The organism is Mucilaginibacter antarcticus, from assembly GCF_042686155.1.
Classification (GTDB): Bacteria; Bacteroidota; Bacteroidia; order Sphingobacteriales; family Sphingobacteriaceae; genus Mucilaginibacter; species Mucilaginibacter antarcticus.
On record NZ_JBHUON010000015.1, the window covers coordinates 22,014 to 41,339 of the forward strand.

At 44.6% G+C, this 19,326-nt stretch carries 13 protein-coding genes; 7 read left to right on the forward strand and 6 right to left on the reverse strand.

What is annotated here, in order from left to right:
- Nucleotides 1-37: 37 nt before the first annotated feature.
- From ACFSYC_RS12825 to ACFSYC_RS12840, 4 genes are all read right to left on the reverse strand, one after another.
- On the reverse strand, nucleotides 38-2,365 hold the full coding sequence (locus ACFSYC_RS12825) for a TonB-dependent receptor (protein WP_377128153.1): 2,328 nt from the start codon (nucleotides 2,363-2,365) through the stop codon (nucleotides 38-40).
- Between the two features lie 128 nt (nucleotides 2,366-2,493).
- Nucleotides 2,494-3,060, reverse strand: coding sequence for a dihydrofolate reductase family protein (locus tag ACFSYC_RS12830; protein ID WP_377128156.1), 567 nt, complete (start codon nucleotides 3,058-3,060; stop codon nucleotides 2,494-2,496).
- Nucleotides 3,061-3,080: 20 nt separating this feature from the next.
- Entirely contained in the window at nucleotides 3,081-3,638 is a 558-nt protein-coding gene (locus tag ACFSYC_RS12835; protein ID WP_377128159.1) for a dihydrofolate reductase family protein, read from the reverse strand.
- Between the two features lie 10 nt (nucleotides 3,639-3,648).
- The gene (locus ACFSYC_RS12840) at nucleotides 3,649-4,041 is read right to left on the reverse strand and encodes a DoxX family protein (RefSeq protein ID WP_377128162.1); all 393 of its coding nucleotides are present in this window, start codon (nucleotides 4,039-4,041) and stop codon (nucleotides 3,649-3,651) included.
- A 176-nt stretch (nucleotides 4,042-4,217) separates the two neighbouring features.
- On the opposite strand from ACFSYC_RS12840, the gene ACFSYC_RS12845 reads away from it, so the two are divergent.
- Nucleotides 4,218-5,195 (forward strand): GlxA family transcriptional regulator, encoded by a 978-nt coding sequence (locus tag ACFSYC_RS12845; RefSeq protein ID WP_377128165.1) that lies wholly within the window; start codon nucleotides 4,218-4,220, stop codon nucleotides 5,193-5,195.
- Here ACFSYC_RS12845 and ACFSYC_RS12850 read toward each other — a convergent pair whose 3' ends face one another.
- Nucleotides 5,196-6,014 (reverse strand): glycoside hydrolase family 16 protein, encoded by an 819-nt coding sequence (locus ACFSYC_RS12850; protein ID WP_377128168.1) that lies wholly within the window; start codon nucleotides 6,012-6,014, stop codon nucleotides 5,196-5,198.
- Between the two features lie 181 nt (nucleotides 6,015-6,195).
- Between ACFSYC_RS12850 and ACFSYC_RS12855 the strand changes: the two genes are divergently transcribed.
- The gene (locus ACFSYC_RS12855) at nucleotides 6,196-7,737 is read left to right on the forward strand and encodes a glycoside hydrolase family 32 protein (protein WP_377128171.1); all 1,542 of its coding nucleotides are present in this window, start codon (nucleotides 6,196-6,198) and stop codon (nucleotides 7,735-7,737) included.
- Between the two features lie 50 nt (nucleotides 7,738-7,787).
- Here the strand turns inward: ACFSYC_RS12855 and ACFSYC_RS12860 are convergent, their stop codons facing one another.
- Nucleotides 7,788-9,449, reverse strand: a complete 1,662-nt coding sequence (locus ACFSYC_RS12860) for a hypothetical protein (RefSeq protein ID WP_377128173.1) — start codon at nucleotides 9,447-9,449, stop codon at nucleotides 7,788-7,790.
- Nucleotides 9,450-9,588: 139 nt separating this feature from the next.
- Here ACFSYC_RS12860 and ACFSYC_RS12865 point away from each other — a divergent pair, with 139 nt between their 5' ends.
- The 5 genes from ACFSYC_RS12865 to ACFSYC_RS12885 all read left to right on the forward strand — a co-directional run bounded on the left by ACFSYC_RS12865 (nucleotide 9,589) and on the right by ACFSYC_RS12885 (nucleotide 19,325).
- Complete coding sequence (locus tag ACFSYC_RS12865) at nucleotides 9,589-11,259, forward strand: exo-alpha-sialidase (RefSeq protein WP_377128176.1); 1,671 nt, start codon at nucleotides 9,589-9,591, stop codon at nucleotides 11,257-11,259.
- A gap of 32 nt (nucleotides 11,260-11,291) precedes the next feature.
- Nucleotides 11,292-12,371 (forward strand): 1,4-beta-xylanase, encoded by a 1,080-nt coding sequence (locus ACFSYC_RS12870; protein WP_377128178.1) that lies wholly within the window; start codon nucleotides 11,292-11,294, stop codon nucleotides 12,369-12,371.
- 259 nt (nucleotides 12,372-12,630) lie between these two features.
- Complete coding sequence (locus ACFSYC_RS12875) at nucleotides 12,631-15,894, forward strand: glycosyl hydrolase (protein WP_377128181.1); 3,264 nt, start codon at nucleotides 12,631-12,633, stop codon at nucleotides 15,892-15,894.
- Nucleotides 15,895-15,933: 39 nt separating this feature from the next.
- Nucleotides 15,934-18,264, forward strand: a complete 2,331-nt coding sequence (locus ACFSYC_RS12880) for a GH92 family glycosyl hydrolase (protein WP_377128184.1) — start codon at nucleotides 15,934-15,936, stop codon at nucleotides 18,262-18,264.
- Nucleotides 18,265-18,272: 8 nt separating this feature from the next.
- The gene (locus ACFSYC_RS12885; RefSeq protein WP_377128187.1) at nucleotides 18,273-19,325 is read left to right on the forward strand and encodes a hypothetical protein; all 1,053 of its coding nucleotides are present in this window, start codon (nucleotides 18,273-18,275) and stop codon (nucleotides 19,323-19,325) included.
- The last annotated feature ends 1 nt before the right edge of the window (nucleotide 19,326 follow it).

The following is a 19,326-nucleotide window of genomic DNA, read 5'->3' on the forward strand; positions in this document are numbered from 1 at the left end:
ATTATCAATAAGCTTAAGTGTCTTTTAAGATACATATCTAAAACGTAAAATTATAAGTAACTGATGGTATACGACCGAATAGGCTGGTTTTTACTGCCCTTGTACGTGTTTTGTCGTTAGGGTCGTCTTCAAAACTTATGGTGTACGGGTTTTTACGGCCTAAGGCGTTGAATAAGCCAAACGACCAACTGGAATGAAAGCGCTTATGGGGTTTACCTTCCAGGGTCGCACCAAGGTCAAGGCGGCTGTAGGCCGGCATACGATCGGCATTACGGTTGCCATAGTAAAGAGTGGTTACGCCGCCTAAGGTATATTTACCTTGCGGATAGCTTACTGCATTACCCGTACCGTAAACATATGTGCCCGAGATCGTCCACCTGGTGGCTAGTTTGTAAATACCTACTACAGATACATCATGCGTACGGTCATGCCTGGCTGCAAAGTATTGGCCGTTATTAACCTGGTTAAACTTACTTTCGGTTTTTGATAAAGTATAACCTATCCAGCCATTAAGTTTGCCGTAGCGCTTTTTGAAAAATAATTCAACACCGTATGCCCGGCCCTCACCATAAATCAATTGCGACTCAACGTCTTGGTTAGCCAATAGCTGGGCACCATTTTTATAGTCAATTTGGTTTTGTAAATGTTTATAGTAAATCTCTGAAGAGAACTCGTACTGGCTATTGGCCGAATTTTTAAAGAAGCCCAACGCGACCTGGTCTGATATACCCGGCTTAATGTTATTACTGCTCATAACATACAGATCGGTAGGAGACGAAGCCGTTGAATTTGATATCAGGTGGATATTTTGCGTATTGCGGTTGTATGATGCCTTGAACGAGTTTTGCTCATTAAACACATAACTGGCAGAAAAACGAGGCTCCGGGGTAAGGTAGTGTTGAACAATATCGCCCGAGTTGTAGTTTTGAAAAGATACCAGCGCGTTGTTAGCGCTATAGGTATTGAACTTGCCGGGGCCCATCAACCAAAATCCGGATAACCTGACACCAAATAACAGGTTAAGTTTATCACTAACATGCCATTCATCAGACACATAAGCGGCAGATTCAATACCATTGCGGTTTTGTATGGTCTGCTCGTTTATTGATGAGCTGTTGGACGAATTGATATCGCCGGGTTGAATGTTATGGTGGATAGCATTAATACCAAAGCTAAGCGTATTTTGCGGCGTAAAGTAATACTGAAAATCTTCCTTGAGGTTAAAATCACGAATTTTTGAACGTACGCTGAAATCGCTGTTGCTATTAAAACTTTGAACCTTAAAATTATAATTACTGTATATAACTGATGTGTTTAAAAATAGCTTATTGTTAAATATATGATTTAAACGCAGGGTAGCAGTTTGGTTACCCCAATTGGTTTCAAAATTGTCTTTCAAACCTAACAGATCCTTCCCGAAATAGCCTGATAGGTATAGCGTATTTTTATCATCAAAACGATAATTAGCTTTAGCATTTATATCGTAAAAGTAAAGTTTGGCACCCCGGGTGGTCGAGTCTGGCGATAGTTTTAAAAACAGATCAGCATAAGTTCGGCGTGCGCTGATCATGAATGATCCTCTGTCTTTTTTCAGCGGCCCGTCTATCTTTATCCGCGAAGCAATAAGGCCGATACCACCCTGTACACCAAATTTTTTGTTATTGCCGTCAAGCATCTTAATATCTAATACAGACGATAAGCGCCCACCATATTGTGCAGGCATGCCGCCTTTATACAGGTTGACGTCCTTTATTGCATCAGAGTTAAAGGTTGAGAAAAAACCAAACAGGTGCGATGCATTGTAAACCACTGCCTCATCCAGCAAAATAAGATTTTGATCAGAACCGCCGCCACGTACGTAAAAACCGGTATTGCCATCGCCTGTAGTTTTAACACCGGGCAGTAGTTGAATGGTTTTTAAAACATCCTTTTCGCCAAAAATTACGGGTACATTGTTTACCTGGCTGAGGTCAAGCCGGGTAAGGCCCATTTGGGCGCTTTCGACATTTTCGTTTTTACGGTCATTGGCTCTTATCACTACATCGTCAAGCGTATTGCTACTTACAAGCAGAATGTCTAACTGCGCATTTTTGTTAAGTTTAATGGGTTGGCTGGTAGTTTCGTAACCAATGTAGCTAATGGCTAAAGTGTAGTCTCCGCTGGCAGCGGTTAACGAAAAGAAGCCATAGGCATTAGTGAGTGTGCCGGTTTTTAACTCCTGCAATTTAACGGTAGCGCCAATCAAAGTTTCGCCGGTTGCGGCGTCTTTAACGGTGCCGTTTATGGTATGGTTTTTTTGCGCAAAGGCAGTATCGGCAAAAAAAAGAATTAAAGACAAAGCAACAAGAAAATAGAATTTATGCATACGGGGCTTATTCGCGACTACTTTAACGTTTAAAATTCTATTTTAATACATTAACGGAGCTAACTTATAATAGGTTGCCCAAAGATACATCAATCAACGACATACCCGTATTCGCTTACTTAACAAGTTTAATCGTGGGGGTGATACGTTAGCAAAACAACGCCGGATTCAAATTGCCTACTGCTTGATAGACGTAACGTTACCTGTTGATTAAAAAGCGGGACACCACGGCCCAATGTGACAGGATACACCCACAGGCGGTACTCGTCTATCAGTTTTTTTTGTGTGAGGTGTAGCACCAGGGTTTGGCTGCCATATATAATGATGTCTTTACCCGGCTGTTTTTTTAGGTTACTAATTTTTTGATCGATACCGCCACCGATTAAATGAGTATTATGCCAAAGCGCTGATTTTAGTGTGTTTGAACAAACCATTTTAGGGTAGCTATTCATCAGCATTGCATAAGCAATATCATCGCGCGAAAGGCTGAGCCCGCAGCTTACCGAGGGCCAGTAGGCGGCCATAGCAACATAAGTGTTTCTGCCCAATAGTATGGTGCCGGCTTCGCCCAGTTGTTCGCCAAGCACGCGCGCCATTTCGCTGGTCCAGTAGTTAAATTGCCAGTCGAGCGCCCCCTCCGGGCTCGCAAGAAAACCATCAATACTTATGTTCATAGATACAATGATCCGCCTCATATGATTGCGTCGTCTCGCTATTATTCAGGCTGATAATGAAGCACAACAATGCCAACCTCAAAAGCTTGTGCTTTAACGAGTTTTAACCCCAATTTGCTATCAAGCGATTGAAATATGGGCAGGCCATTACCAACCGCGGCCGGGTTTATAAACAGGTGGTAATCGTCAACCAAATTAGCTTTTATTAATGCAGACGCGTAATCCGCGCCACCATAGGTCATGATATCTCCACCATCGGTTTCCTTTAGTTTTTTAATTTCGGCTACCAGGTCCCCGGCAGTTACGGTGTTTTCCCAGGGCGATGCTGTCAGTGTTTTTGAAAACACCACTTTAGGCAAGTCAACCATTTTATGGGTAAATTCATCTGCATCCGGCTTTTGCGCAGCATCTGTCCAGTGAGGGATAAAGCCTTCTGCTAGTTTGCGGCCCATTACTATGGTATCAACATTTTTGTTAATGTCGGTCACATAGTTTTTAATATCATCGGTCCAGTTCCAGGTCAGCCAATCCATCTCGCCATTAGGGCCGGCACAGTATCCGTTAACAGATAGCTGCATTTGTAATTTTAGTTTTCTCATGGGTGTGTGGTTATTTTAAAGTATCCGGCTTTATTAATGCCTGCATTTTGTGGTAATAGATATATGCGGCTGCGCCCAAAGCAACGAATATCAGCGTACCCCACCACGGGCCTTCGGGATTTGGAATGCAGTAAAGCGAGTACACTGCTGCTATCAAGTCAAAAAATAAACCTGCATAGGCCCACTCTTTTATACGTGGCCAGTTACCCGGAATTAATATGGCTATACCACCCAGTATTTTGGCGACGCCCAAAAACGGAATAAAATAAAGCGGATAGCCCATAACTTCGTGCATGCCATGGATGGTTGATTGTATACCTAATACACCCGGAATGCCCGAGCCAATCATCACCAAGGCAAACAAGCCGTTTAGCACCCAGTATAATATTTTTGTAGTTTTCATAATCAATTGATTTACGTTGTTAAGATGTTGTTGAGTTTGATTGTTTAACAATACAAATGTACCGCGGTACTACAATCTGCGTAGTGTGAACTTGAGACATGTTAAGGGGTGATTTGAGACATACTGTTTTTTGTTCACTACCTTTTAGTAAATTTGATGAACAAGCAACCGCCCTCATGAAACATATATCCATTTTAGTGCCCTATGATGCCGTGCCGGCAGCTATTGTAGACCCGCGATATTTGTTTACTACCGTTAATCAATTTTTAATCGCGGCGGGTAAAGAGCCTGCTTTTAATGTGCAATTGGTGGGCCTTGAAAGGCAAATACCATTAAATAACAATGTGTTTGCTGTTAATACTGATGCCCTGTGTAACGAGGTTGATAAAACCGACCTGGTAATTATCCCAGCCCTTAGTGGCGATATGAAACTGGCTATTGAACGCAATAAAGACCTGCTGCCCTGGATAGTAAAACAATATAACAGTGGCGCCGAGGTTACATCGCTTTGCCTGGGTGCTTTTCTGTTGGCATCAACAGGTTTGTTAAATGGTAAAGCCTGCTCAACACATTGGTTTTTGGCCGATGAGTTTAGGGCGATGTTCCCCGAGGTTACACTGGCTGATGGTAGTATTATAACCGAAGGTGACCGCTTGTATTCAAGCGGTGGGGCCAGCTCATATTGGAACGTATTGCTTAACCTGGTTGAAAAATATAGCGGGCGCGAAATGGCTATCCGCATATCAAAATTCTTCGCGCTTGAGATTGACCGCAAAAGCCAGTCGCCATTCATTATGTTTAACGGGCAGAAAAAGCATGAGGATGAACCAATAAAAAAAGCGCAGGAATTTATTGAAGAAAACCTGACCGAACGGATCTCCATTGAAGACCTGGCGACCCGATTTGCCATAGGCCGTCGTCATTTTATCCGCAGGTTTAAAAAAGCCACCAACAATACACCGGCCGAATATATACAACGCGTAAAAATAGAAGCCGCTAAAAAGCACCTGGAGAACACCCGCAAAAATGTAAACGAGGTAATGTACGATGTTGGTTATACCGATGTTAAAACCTTTCGTACAGTATTTAAAAAGATAACTGGTCTGTCGCCTATCGATTATAAGCATAGGTTTAACAGGGATAGCGCGGCTTAATTAATTTTTAGTCACCAAAACCCAATCAACCTCAAATGTAGCCTGGCCTTTTTTTATTTTGTCAACCGTAGCTTCGGTTAAACCAGGATATGGGCCCTTCATCTTAAAAACTCCCTGGGGGTATCCGCCCCCTAAGGCCAAATTAAGCAGGATATACTTTTGGTTGTCAAATACCCAAGTGCCAAATTTTTCAACCATGGCTTTAGTTACCTTATAAGTTACTTTGCCATCAATGCTAAAGGTTATCTCTGTGGGCTGTATGTTGCAACTGTAGGTATGCCATTTTGAGACGTCGTTATTTGTAGATAATACATTGCGCTGTATTAGTGGTGTGTTGCCAAAATATGTTGGCCCGTGTATAGCATTGCTGGCCCACGTTGGGTCGCCCACGGTTTCCATAATGTCTATTTCGCCGGCGTCGGGCCATTTGCCTTTACCTAATACCCAAACCGCCGGCCATAAACCTTCGCCTGCGGTTACCCGCATCCTGGCGGTTACATTACCATACATAAACTCATATTTGTTACGTGTGTTTATCCTGCCAGATACAAAATCATTCAGCTTCACCCTATTTTGGCTAAAACCGGGATGGTAAATAGGTTTTACGGTGAGCTGCCCCTCGTCAATAATAATAATACTTGCTGTATCGGCATAGGCTTGCTGCTCGTTATTGTCGGCGCGGTTATTTACCTCAACGTTCCAAACAGCACGGTTAAGTTTATTGCCGCTAAAACTCTCAAAAAACAGGGTGTCTGCTTTTTGTGCCGATGACGACATCGCGCAGCAAAGCATTACAAACAGAGTGGAAAGAAATTTCATGGTTTGAATTGGTTTACATCAAATATAAAGAACGGTTTGTGATATGCCGATTTTTTTCTTCGCTAAAAATACACGGAAGTGAGCTCTTTTAGCTATAAATGTTTTTAATTGTATATATAAGTACTACCTTTAATTTCGCACGCTTGCGGCGCAACCAATTAAACCAACTTGTAACCTGGCAATGCTAAAAATAATGCTGAATAAAAGTTTAGTAGCCGGCCTTTTGTTGCTGCCTGCGGCGACGGTATTTGGTCAGAAAAAGGATATCCCTACACCGCAGTGGAGGCCCCGCTACCATTTTACACCCGAAAAAAACTGGATGAACGACCCTAGCGGTTTGTTTTACCTTAACGGCGAGTATCACTTATATTATCAGCATAACCCTTTAGAAAACGTATGGGGGCACATGAGTTGGGGCCATGCGGTGAGCAGGGATCTAATCGGCTGGAAGCATTTGCAGGTTGCTATACCCGAAATTGAAACTAAAGACACTACCACCTGGATCTTTTCAGGATCAGCGGTTATTGATAAGAATAATACAAGCGGTTTTGGCACCAAAAAAGATCCGGCTATTGTGGCCATTTTTACGGCAAATCAGCCTAAACAAAAAAAGGAGTCGCAATACATTGCTTACAGTAATGATGGTGGCCTAAGCTATACCCAATACCAGGGGAACCCTGTTATAGACATTAACAAAAAAGATTTTAGGGACCCGGCCGTGTTTTGGCACGATGACACCAAACAATGGGTAATGACCGTGGCTATGGTGGATGAGCACCAGGTACGTATTTATGGCTCAAAAGACCTAAAAAAATGGGATGTATTAAGCGACTTTGGTCCGGCAGGGTACACACGCTATGGCTGGGAGTGCCCGTCTTTGTTGCCGATAAATGTAGAGGGCGGCTCAAAAGTTAAATGGGTGATGCTGGTGTCGTCAGGCAGCGAGAGAGGCCCTTTAATGCAATATTTCATAGGCGATTTTGACGGCATAAGCTTTAAAGATGATAATGAGGGTAAAAAAGTAAGGGTACTTAATTACGGCGATGCCTACTACGCCGCCATTGAGTGGCGAGATGCACCGCAGAACAAAAAGATCTTGTTAGGCTGGCTGCAAAACGGCGCCCGCGAAACCTTTCCGTGGAAAGGTCAAATGTCTATCCCGCATGATCTGTCGCTTAAAGCTATAGAGGATGGTTTGGTGTTGATCCAGTCACCATCATCGGTAGTAGCTAAGGTGCTGTCGGGATATGCTTTAGAAAAGTCATTGCTGGAAAAGAATTTAGTCATTAACGATACCCGTATAAATCTTAACAAGGAACGGCCATTCACTGGCAACTCCTACTGGTTAGAGGCTGAGTTTAACCTGGGCGATGCCAAAAAGGTAGGCTTTAACCTGGTAGAAAACCCCGACGTGACTAAGAATGTCATGGTAGGTTATGATGCCGTAAATCAGCGGTTATATATTGACGGCTCTACCGGCGAAGTCAACAACAAATCGCGCAGAAACCAGATGCTATTGGCTCCAATGAAACCCATCAACGGCGTGATTAAACTACAGGTTCTGGTTGATAATTCATCGCTTGAAGTATTTGGTAACGGGGGCGAAAAGGTGATCTCTACTATGATATACCCGGATGCCAACGCCACTAATCTTTCGGTTTTTGCCGAAGGTAAGGGAGTGTTAAAGTACCTGAAGATATGGGATTTTAAACAGGGCAAGTAATAAATTGACTTAATCGAGTTGTCATCCTATACAACATAGATGACCGACCGTTAGTTTATATCAGCCATATTCAAAACAATGCTATTAGCTTTTGGCGATAGGCGTAATACCGCGCTTTCAGGTTTGCTAAAAGCGCCTTGTTTGGCTTTAAGGCTATAGTTTAAATTTTCAAATGTACAATCTAACTGTTTTGTGCCGATGTTTTTGAATGGTAACTTCGCCGTTGCAGTGGTGGTAAGGTCAAAGTACCAGTTAGCTTTAGTTTTGCTTACCAGTTTTATTTTTAGCTCATTTTCCGTCATTTCCATCTCTATAGATCCGGTTATGGTTGTTAACGGCCACGAGATCAGCAGGGCCTTTTCGCCCTTTTTGCTAAACTTAGGTTGGCCACCTTCCAACAATATCTCTTTGCCATCAATCACAGCTTTGAGGCGCATCCCGGCAAGATCATTGCGCTTGCTCCACAAGTAACCATCTACTATCGGGAGGGTAAAAAACGTGCACTCGTTTGATGTCACCGGTTGGGTTTCATAAATAGATGGCAGCTTTTCATCAAATAAATGTATATCACGAATACGCAGCGTGTTTTTCTCCCAAAGCAAATTAATGCGGTAAAAGCGGCTGTTAAACCAGGCGGTCTTCAAATCGCTGCCATCAATATCCTTGCTTACGGAAAATGATGTTGGCGGTGTAACTTTGTAGGTCTTTTTAAACCATAAGCCCGACTGCTCCATGGTTTCAACCTTTACTTTACCCTCGTTTCGCAGCTTTGCAATAAGTGGCATTTGTATCTCAAACCCTTTTTTCATATCCCGCCAGGTGAAAGAGTTTTCTTGCCCGGCCTGCGTATAGTTAAAGCCAACTGATGGATCATCAACCAAAACGTTAAAGAACCAGTTAACCCATTTTTCATCGCCGCCACCAAAGTTATATACGGGCTCCAGCGTTATAACACCCTGGCGTGTCGAACTTATGCCGGTGTCGTACTGGCGCACCGGGTCGCTGCCCAATAGTCTGAAAATTGGTACCGGGATTTGCTTATCAGCATGTTGCGCCGGCATGTACGAGTTGATTTTGCTTGGATAGTAGGCTTGGTTCCAATAGCCGCCCCAAAGGGTATAACCATCGGTGCCGTATTGGTCCTTGCAGTTTGCAGAGGCTACAATACCATATTGCTCATACATATAGTTTATGCTGTAAGCATCAATAAACCACGATGCCACTGTTTTTGGATAGTAGCCAAAGATCTTTTTAAAGTCCGTAAAGTAAACGTCGATCAGCTTTTTACGTTCCGGTTGCGTATACCCGGTAGAAAAGCCCACGTCGGCATGCCAGTCCCACGGATAACGGCCACGCCATTTAAGGCCTGCTTTTTCAACCATTGGTTGCGGTATTTCCCACCAGGCGCCAATTTCAAAGCTATCTTTAGGCAGGCTGGCCAGTAGGGTTTGATAGCGTTTATCCATCAGCGCATCGTACTGTAAAAGAAAGCTGCCGCCCAGGTTATATTTCTTCATGATCTCTACCTGTTGTACCACGGTTTGGTACAATACATCCTGCGTTATTTTGGCATCGCGCGGCTCCAGCAAACGTATAAAGTTGACAATATTGACGATTTTTGGCGCGTCTTTTTGAGCTGAAGCGGAGAAACAGCAAAGGCACATTAAACAGGCAAACGATATTTTGCAGATGGTTGACTTTTTGAAGATCATAAGAATAGCTGTAGGCTAAGTTTTATTATTGGTTTAACAAACATAAGCTACCAGAGTTGATTTGCCATCCTGTACTGTCTTGACTGTGTTTTCAATAAATTGCGTAATATTAACCCTGCTAATCAATCAACCAGTATTTATGCGAGCATTAAGGCCCTATGCAATTACGCTTTTGTTTTTTGTGTCGATGCATTGCGCGGCGCAGCAAACTATGCCACCCGTCGGAGGCATCCGTATTGCCTGGGATAACGGTACGCTAAAAAAGGTGTCCGCTGCCGGTGGTGGCGGCTATGCGCGGATGATAAAATTGCACGACAAGTCACTTATCTGCGTCTACGAAGCAGGCGGCAGCACGGTATGCGTAAAAAGTACTGATGATGGCAGAACATGGTCGGCGCAAGCAACGGTAATAGCTCCGCGTGTCGAGGGCGTAAGTATGGCTGTCCCCGATATACTGGAACTGAAAGACCATTCGCTATTAGTAGGCTATAATCCGCGACCGGGCCGTGGTGCCGACACCAGCAAACATTTCGGCATAAAAACAAAAAAGAGCTATGACGGCGGCCTAACCTGGACCGACGAGCGTACAATTTACCAGGCCGATAACAAATTTGACAATGGCTGCTGGGAACCTGCCGCCATACAATTGCCAAATGGCGAGATCCAGCTATATTTTGCTAACGAGAGCCCTTACCGAAAATCAAACGAACAGGAAATTTCGATGCTGCGCTCTACTGATGGCGGTCTAACATGGTCGGCGACTGTTGCTACAAGTTTCAGGCCGCGATCTCGCGATGGGATGCCTGTGCCTGTGTTGTTAAATAACGGTAAAGAGATAGTGTATGCTATAGAAGATAATGGCTTTAAAAACTTTAAGCCATATATTATCCGCAGCAACGTAGCTAATAATTGGAAGGCAGTAGTAGGGGCAAGCGATGTTAACCGCACCTATGCACTTAGTGAGAAGATCCCTGACAGTATTTACGCCGGCGCGCCGTATCTACGCCAGCTAAAAACGGGCGAAACTATATTGTCATACCAAGGCACCGAGGGCCGCATCAACGACATGAATCACAGCGAGATGAAAGTGGTGATTGGCGATGATAGGGCGATGAACTTTAACCGTAAAACAGTGCCCTTTAAATTAGCTGCGGATAAATCGGGGTTGTGGAATAGTTTGAGCGTGTTGGATGAATATACTGTTGCGGCACTAACCAGCACCAATAATTATAGTACTGGGCGTGGGGGCGAGGTTTGGATGATACAAGGTCAGATCATCCCCGACTTAATAGCAAAAAAAGGAAAAATAGATATTGATGGGTTAGAAAATGAACGTGTATGGGTAAATAATATGCCTATTATTATTGCGCAGGATGGTATGACCGAGTTAGAGACAGGCTTTGTGTTTGATGATCAATGTCTGTATGCGTTTGCGCAGGTGAGTGAGCGGCCAAATGCGTCGTCGTCTATTGATATTTATATCGACCCTAAAAACAAAAACCATACAACCATTGAAAAGGGCGTTTACAAATTTAATGTATCGGCTGATGATAAATTGGCAGTTTACCAGGGTGAGGACGGACAATGGGCAACCCAAACAGCTACCGGTATAAAATGGAAAGCGAAAAAGCAGGTAAGCGCTTATGTGGTTGAAATAGCGATACCCTGGGCATTACTTGGCGGCAAGCCCGCATTAAATAAAAGGATAGGTTTAAATGTGGCGCTTAATGCCAGCGACGGCTACACCGAGAATATATCATCAAATGAAGCTGATAAGCCCTACACCTGGTGCACACTTAAATTAAAATAGATATAATTGCACTACCAATAGTATAACAAATAATGAAAAAACTGATAAACCTGGCGCTAGCCGGAGCCCTTATGTTAAGCGCGCTTACCGTAAACGCGCAAACTAAACCCCTTGTAAAATCAAAAATATGGTCGGCAGAAAAAGCTAACCAATGGTACAAACAACATCAATGGATTGCAGGTGCAAACTTTACCCCAAGCAACGCCATTAACCAGCTGGAAATGTGGCAGGCCGATACTTTTGACCCAACGACTATAGACCGCGAACTTGGGTATGCCGAAAGTATTGGCTTTAATACCATGCGTGTTTTTCTGCATAGCTTAGCTTACACCCAAGATCCTAAAGGTTTTAAATCGCGGGTATCACAATACTTAGCTATCGCTGATAAGCACCACATTAAAACCATGTTTGTGTTTTTTGATGACTGTTGGAACAAGGACCCCAAAATTGGCAAACAACCTGAGCCAAAACTGGGTGTACACAACTCAGGCTGGATGCAAGACCCGGGCGTACCCGCTTTAGATAATCCTAAAGAAATGGCTGTCCTGAAAGGTTATGTTACTGACGTGCTAACCACCTTTGCGCATGACAAACGCATCTTGTTGTGGGATTTGTTTAACGAGCCGGGTAACAGCGGTAAAAGAGAAAGCTCAATGCCTTTGTTGATTAATGTTTTTGCATGGGCACGCAGTGTGGCTATTGATCAGCCAATATCTGTAGGCGTATGGGATCTGTCATTTGAAAAATTGAACGCTGTGCAGGTTCTGAATTCTGACATATTAACCTATCATAACTACGGTGAAACCGCCGAGCACCAAATGGAGGTGCGTTTGTTAAAAACCCACGGCAAGCCGTTAATCTGCACAGAATACATGGCCCGCCCGCGCAAAAGCACCTTTGCCACCATTATGCCAATGTTGAAAAAAGAAAATGTAGGCGCAATTAATTGGGGCTTTGTTGCCGGTAAAACCAATACCATTTATGCCTGGGATACCCCAATGCCAAGCGGCGCAGAGCCCGAATTATGGTTTCATGATATCTTTAGAAAAGACGGTAGCATTTATAAAACTGAGGAAACTGATTTGATCAAGAAATTGACGGCCCAGAAATAACACCCGGTAGACTCACCCGGTCTTTGCTTCGCTCGACCACCCTCTTTTCGCCTTTGGCGGAAAGAGGGTTTTTTGTTTGGCCCAAAAAGGGCGCAAAATTAACGGGTGAGGTTTCTACAGAGTCATTCGATAACTACTACTATCAAGACAGTACAGGATGGATTGTTTTTCTGTAAACCTTACGTTTGGGTTTGGCTACAATTCACCAACTCTTATAGCTAAATTATTAACCTCAATTTATACCTAAAGAACAAACGTAATGAGCTTAAATAAGGCTGTTATATCTAACTGTTTCGTTGCCTGCCTGCTGTCGTCGGTTATAACTATGAATGCTTCGGCGCAGGTTAAACCCATGCCCAACGCGGCAATGGCCAATTTTAAATCTATCGAAACCGGTTTTATTACCGTGCCGGATGATATCCAAACAAGCGTTTATTGGTACTGGTTGTCAGACAATGTTTCAAAAGAAGGCGTTGTTAAGGATTTGGAGGCCATGAAACGGGTGGGTATTAACCGTGCGTTTATTGGTAATATTGGTATTGACGACCTGCCGTACGGTAAAGTAAAGATATTTACCCCCGAGTGGTGGGAAGTTATGCATACTGCGCTTAAAACCGCTACCCGCTTAAATATCGAAATAGGGATTTTTAACAGTCCCGGTTGGAGCCAGTCAGGCGGTCCCTGGGTTAAGCCAGAGCAGGCAATGCGTTACCTCAGCTCATCGCAAACCATGGCTAAGGGGCCACAGCCATTTAATAAAATACTGGCAAAACCCAATCCCGTTTTTCAGGATGTGAAAGTGATAGCTTATCCGGTAGCTGATGATTATAACGCATCAATAGCTGATCTGAAACCTACGCTTACCTCAACCCCGGCAGCGCAATCAGTAAATAGTTTAATGGATAATGACGAGGCAACCAGCGTTAAGATTCCGCGCGGACAACCGTTTGCATTGGATATTCATACCGATAAATCATTCACTGCCCGTAGTGTCTTGATCACCCCGAGCCATGACGCAATGGGCTTTGAGGGCGATATTCAGGTAAAAACAAATGGTGTCTTTACATCCCTTAAACACTTCTCGGTCGATCGTAATAACGCAGCTTTAAATGTTGGGTTTTTGCCATTTGCACCTGCTGCGGTTTCCATCCCGGCTACCTCCGCTACAGATTTCAGGATTGTGTTTAGCCGCGTGTCTAACAACACCAAAATTGCCGAAATCAAACTCTCAGCGACGCCTGTTATAGAAAACTACATCGAAAAAACCGAAGCCAAAATGTGGCCCACACCGCACCCGTTTTGGGATGCTTACCAGTGGCAGCCGCAGCCGGTTATTGACAATGACAAGTATGTGATCAATCCTGCCAGGGTGATCGATATCAGCAAAAATATGGCTGCCGACGGCACGCTTAACTGGAACGTCCCTGCCGGAAACTGGATCATTGAGCGTACGGGCATGACACCGACGAATGTCAAAAACTCGCCGGCACCCCCGGAGGGTACCGGGCTTGAAGCTGACAAGATGAGCAGGGAGCACATCGCCGCCCATTTTGATGCTTTTATGGGCGAGATTATGCGCCGCATACCGGCTGCCGACCGTAAGACCTGGAAGGTAACCGTCGAGGATAGCTACGAAACCGGCAGCCAAAACTGGACCGACCTCCTGATCACAGAATTTAAGCAGGTTTACAATTATGATCCTGTTCCATTAATGCCGGTGATGCAGGGTAAGGTTGTTGGCAGTGCCGACCAGTCTGATCGCTTTTTGTGGGACTTACGCCGTTTGATTGCAGATGACGTATCTTATAAATACGTTGGTGGCTTGCGCGATGTGGCTCACAAACATGGCCTGACTACATGGTTAGAGAACTACGGTCACTGGGGTTTCCCGGGCGAGTTTTTGCAATACGGTGGTCAGTCTGACGAGATAGGTGGCGAATTTTGGAGCGAGGGTGATTTGGGTGATATTGAGAATAAGGCGGCCTCGTCATCAGCGCATATTTATGGCAAAACCAAGGTGTCTGCAGAGTCGTTCACGGCGGCCGGCGACGCATTCTCGCGTTACCCTGCCATGTTTAAAAAGCGCGGCGACAGGTTTTTTACCGAGGGGATAAACAATACCCTGATGCACGTTTATGTGCAGCAACCCAATGACGATAAACTTCCGGGCATAAATACCTGGTTTGGTGTCGAGTTTAATCGTCATAATACCTGGTTTTATGATATGGACGTGTTTTTAAGATACATAAAACGCAGCAATATGATGCTGCAACAAGGTATTTACGTTGCCGATGTGGCCTACTTTATCGGCGAAGACGCTCCTAAAATGACAGGCATCACAGATCCGGCTTTGCCACAGGGTTACTCCTACGATTACATTAATGGCGAAGTCCTAAAAACACGCATAACTGTTAAAAACGGTAAACTTACTTTGCCAAACGGCATTAACTACAGCGTACTGGTATTACCTAAACTGGAAACTATCCGCCCCGAGCTGCTGGCTAAATTAAAAGATCTGGTATCGCAAGGCGCGGTTATCCTTGGTCCGAAACCAAGCCGGTCGCCAAGTTTGCAGGGTTACCCACAGGCTGACAAACAGGTACAAGCTATCGCCAATGAATTGTGGGGTAAGGTAGATGGTAATACAGTTAAAGTAAACCGCTATGGCAAAGGTATGGTGCTGTCTGGCATGGGTATGCAGGAAGCGTTGGACCTGGCTAAAGTAGTCCCTGATGCAAAGGTCGCGCAAAGCGATTCGATCCTTTTTATCCATCGCGCGGTAAACGGCGGGGATATCTACTTTGTATCTAACCAAAAAACGAAAACGGTAAATATTACCCCTGATTTTAGGGTAACCGGTAAACAACCCGAGCTATGGGATGCTGTCACCGGCGACAGACGCACATTGCCATCGTACTATCAAAAAGATGGAATAACTGCTGTTCCGTTAAAACTTGCGCCTTATGAAAGCGCGTTTGTAATTTTCAGGAAAGATGGAGTTAAGAAGGACACCAGCGAGACTAATTATCCCGAGCCAACAGCTACCATCGCAATAGACAAGCCATGGACGGTGAATTTTGATGCTAGCATGCGCGGACCTAAAAAGCCGGTGGTGTTTGAAACACTGACAGATTGGTCGATACACCCTAACGATAGCATTAGATACTATTCGGGTACGGCCTTTTATCATAATAAATTTAATATTACTACTTTAGCAAAAGGAACCAATTATATCCTCGATCTGGGCCTTGCCCGGGCCATTGCCAAAGTAAAAATTAACGGTGTTGACGTCGGTGGCGCATGGACGCCGCCTTACCAATTAGATATTACCCGCGCCCTAAAAGCCGGCAATAACGAAATTGAAGTAAAGGTGGTAAATACATGGGTAAACCGGCTGATAGGAGATAGTAAACTACCTGTTGCAGAGCGTAAAGTATCAGCGCTGGTAATGCCTAATATGGGTAAAGGCGTGGTATCATCGGGGTTATTGGGGCCTGTAAAAGTATTGCAAGTTAAATATTGATCGCTGATAAAGTGGTCAGTTTATAAATCATAAATTACCATGATATCCCTTAAAACAACTGTATTAATTGCCGGGTTATTTGCCGCCTTGCAGCCGGCGCTTGCCCAGCAAAAAGTAAAGCAACCAGTAGATTATGCCGACCCGCTGCTGGGCACATCAGAGTCGCGCTGGATGTTGAATCCGGGTGCTACCATGCCTTTTGGGATGGTGCAGTTGGCGCCTGATAACCAGGAAGCTGTCTGGAAGTCGGGTTACGAATATTCGCTGAACAACATTGGCGGCTTTAGCCATATCCACTCATGGACAATGGGCGGCTTGTCTGTAATGCCTACGGTTGGCGTGTTGAATATCAAACGTGGATCGGCAGATAACCCAACTACGGGTTGGGAAACGGGTTACCGTTCGCGCATCTACAAGGAAACAGAGAAAGCAAGCCCGGGCTATTATGGTGTTAAGTTGATGAACGGCGATATCATGACTGAGTTGACCAGCACCACCCGTGCAGGCTTCTTCAAGTTTACTTATGCTAAAGACCAGGATGCGCACATCTTATTCAACCTTGATGTGCCTTTTGAAAATACAGCCGAGATACTGGATGCCAAATTCACCAAAGTGAGTGATACAGAGATTGAAGGCTACTCTAAACAAAAATGGGGCTGGCAAGAATATACGGTACACTTTGTGGCCCGTTTTGATAAACCTATGGCAGGCTTCGGCGGCTGGATAGGCAATAAAATCTCTAAAAACGTAACCACCCTAACAGGCAAAGGTAAAATGGGCGCTTATGCCGATTTTGCAAGCCATAATGGCGAAGTAATACAACTGCAAACCGCCATATCTCTGGTGAGCATTGAACAGGCACGTTTAAACCTGACTACCGAGATGAACCCCTTTAAATGGAGCTTTGCCGGTGTGCGTAACAATGCCCGCACGGTGTGGAACGGCCTGTTAAGCAAGATAAAAGTTGAAGGCAGCACCGAGGAGAACAAGAAGAAATTTTACAGCAACCTATACCGCAGTTACGTGGCGCGCACCACCTGGAGCGATGTGAACGGTAAGTGGATAGACCCTAACGAAAAGGAAAGACAATCGGACCCTAATACGCCCATTATTGGTTCGGATGCTTTATGGAACACGTTTTGGAACCTTAACCAGCTTTGGACGTTGGTTAACCCGGACATCGCCAGCAAATGGACCCGGTCACTTCTAGAAATTTATAAAGCAGGGGGATGGCTGGCTAAAGGACCGGCAGGCATTGAGTACTCGGGCATTATGGAAGCATCTCATGAGATTGCTTTAATTACAGCTACTTATCAAAAAGGTATCCGCGATTTTGATGTTAACCTGGCTTTTGAGGCCATGATGCACCAGCAAACTACACCGGGTGTGGTTACGCCCGAGGGTGGTTATGCAGGCAACCGGTTCTACAAATCATACCTTGAATTAGGCTATGTGCCTAACGAGGAGGGGCAGGTTTCTAACAGCTTAGAGTATGCTTATGATGATTGGTGCGTGGGCCAGTTTGCCAAATCTTTAGGCAAAACCAAAGAGGCTGACATGTTTATGAAACGCGCCGATGCCTACGCTAAAATATGGGACCCCTCAGTTAAATACGTCCGCATGAAAAACCGTGACGGTAGCTGGGTGAAGGATTGGAATCCGCTGTGCTGCACCTCGTTTAGTGGCCCGGGGTATTTAGAGGGGAATGCGTGGCAGTATAGTTTCTTTAAACCCCATGACGTTCAGGGCATCATCAACCTTATGGGTATAGACGAGTTTAACAATCGCCTGAACGAAGGCTTTGAAAAGTCATCAAAATTTAGTTTTAATGCCGATGGCGACATGTACGATTTGGTTCCGGTAAATCATGGTAATCAGCCTAATATGCAGGCGGCCTGGTTGTTTAACTACTCGGGCAAGCCATGGCTTACCCAGAAATGGACCCGCGAAATTATGACTAAGTACTATGGCTCGACCCCATACCACGGCTGGCTGGGCGACGAAGACGAGGGCCAGATGGGCGCCTGGTACGTAATGGCAGCGATGGGATTATTTGAAACCGATGGCGGTGCGTCTACCAAACCGTTTTATGAAATTGGCAGTCCGCTGTTTACAAAAACCACGATTTTGTTAGATAATAAGTACTATAAAGGCAAAAATTTTACAATAGAAACCAAGAATAATTCGGTAATAAACCAGTATATTCAGTCGGCTACATTTAATGGTAAGGCATTGACCAAACCATGGGTATATCACCAGGATATAGTGAACGGTGGCAGTCTTGTTTTAGTGATGGGCCCAAAACCAAATATGAATTGGGGCAGCAAGCCCGGCGACGCGCCACCGTCTATGTCGGCAGCAACTAAATAGTTTTAAGTATGAAAAATTGGCTTTTTTTTATTTTACTGGTAACTGGCTTTACAGCGCAGGCCAATGTTATTTTAACTGATGTATACACAGTAGGTAAAGGCAAACAACCACAAATAAGTGTTGACAATGCCGGAATAGTAAGGGTGGTATATGGCTTAGACGACAAGGTGCTTTGCGCAACGTCTACCGATCATGCTAAGACCTTTGGTAACCCAGTTTTAGTAGCGCAGGTACCGGGTATGCATCTGGGCATGGGCAGAGGCCCTCAGTTAGCAAGTTCTGGCAGATGGTCCATAGTTACTGTAATGGATCAAGCCGGAGATATCCATTGGTTTAAGCAAAGTAGCGGCGCGGCAAAATGGCAAGCAATGGGTATCATTAATGATATGAAAGGATCGGCACCTGAAGGCATGATGGCTATCGGCGCTGATAATAAAGATAATTTTTACGCGGTTTGGCTGGATGTACGGATAGGTAAACGCAATCAGATATGCTTCTCTTCGCTATCCGCAAAATCTGGTAAGTGGGCGGCTAACCGTATTATTTACCAATCGCCGGATATGCATGTTTGCGAGTGCTGTAAGCCAAGTATTGCTGTAGCAGGTAACACCGTAGCTGTAATGTTTAGAAACTGGATAAACGGATCAAGAGATTTATACACGCTAAAATCTGTTAACGGAGGTCAATCTTTCCTGGCAGCCCAAAAGATGGGGCTTGGCACCTGGAAATTAGACGGTTGCCCAATGGATGGAGGCGATATCCGGATCGGTGCAAAAAACCAGGTGCAAACCACCTGGCAACGTAAAGGCGAGATTTACTTTGCCCAGGACGGCGACCCGGAGGTATACATTGGTAAAGGCAAAACCTGTAGCCTTACCGGCAAAGTTGAGCAGCCCGTTATAACTTATAAAGATAGAGACACGCTCAAAATGATGGCCCTGTCAACCAAAAAGGCATCGGTGATAGGTGAGGGCGATTTTGCTAAATCGGTACAGATTACAAAAGATCGTTTCTTGTTTGTTTGGGAGCAAGCAGGGCAAATCCGCTCTCGATTGCTTTAGG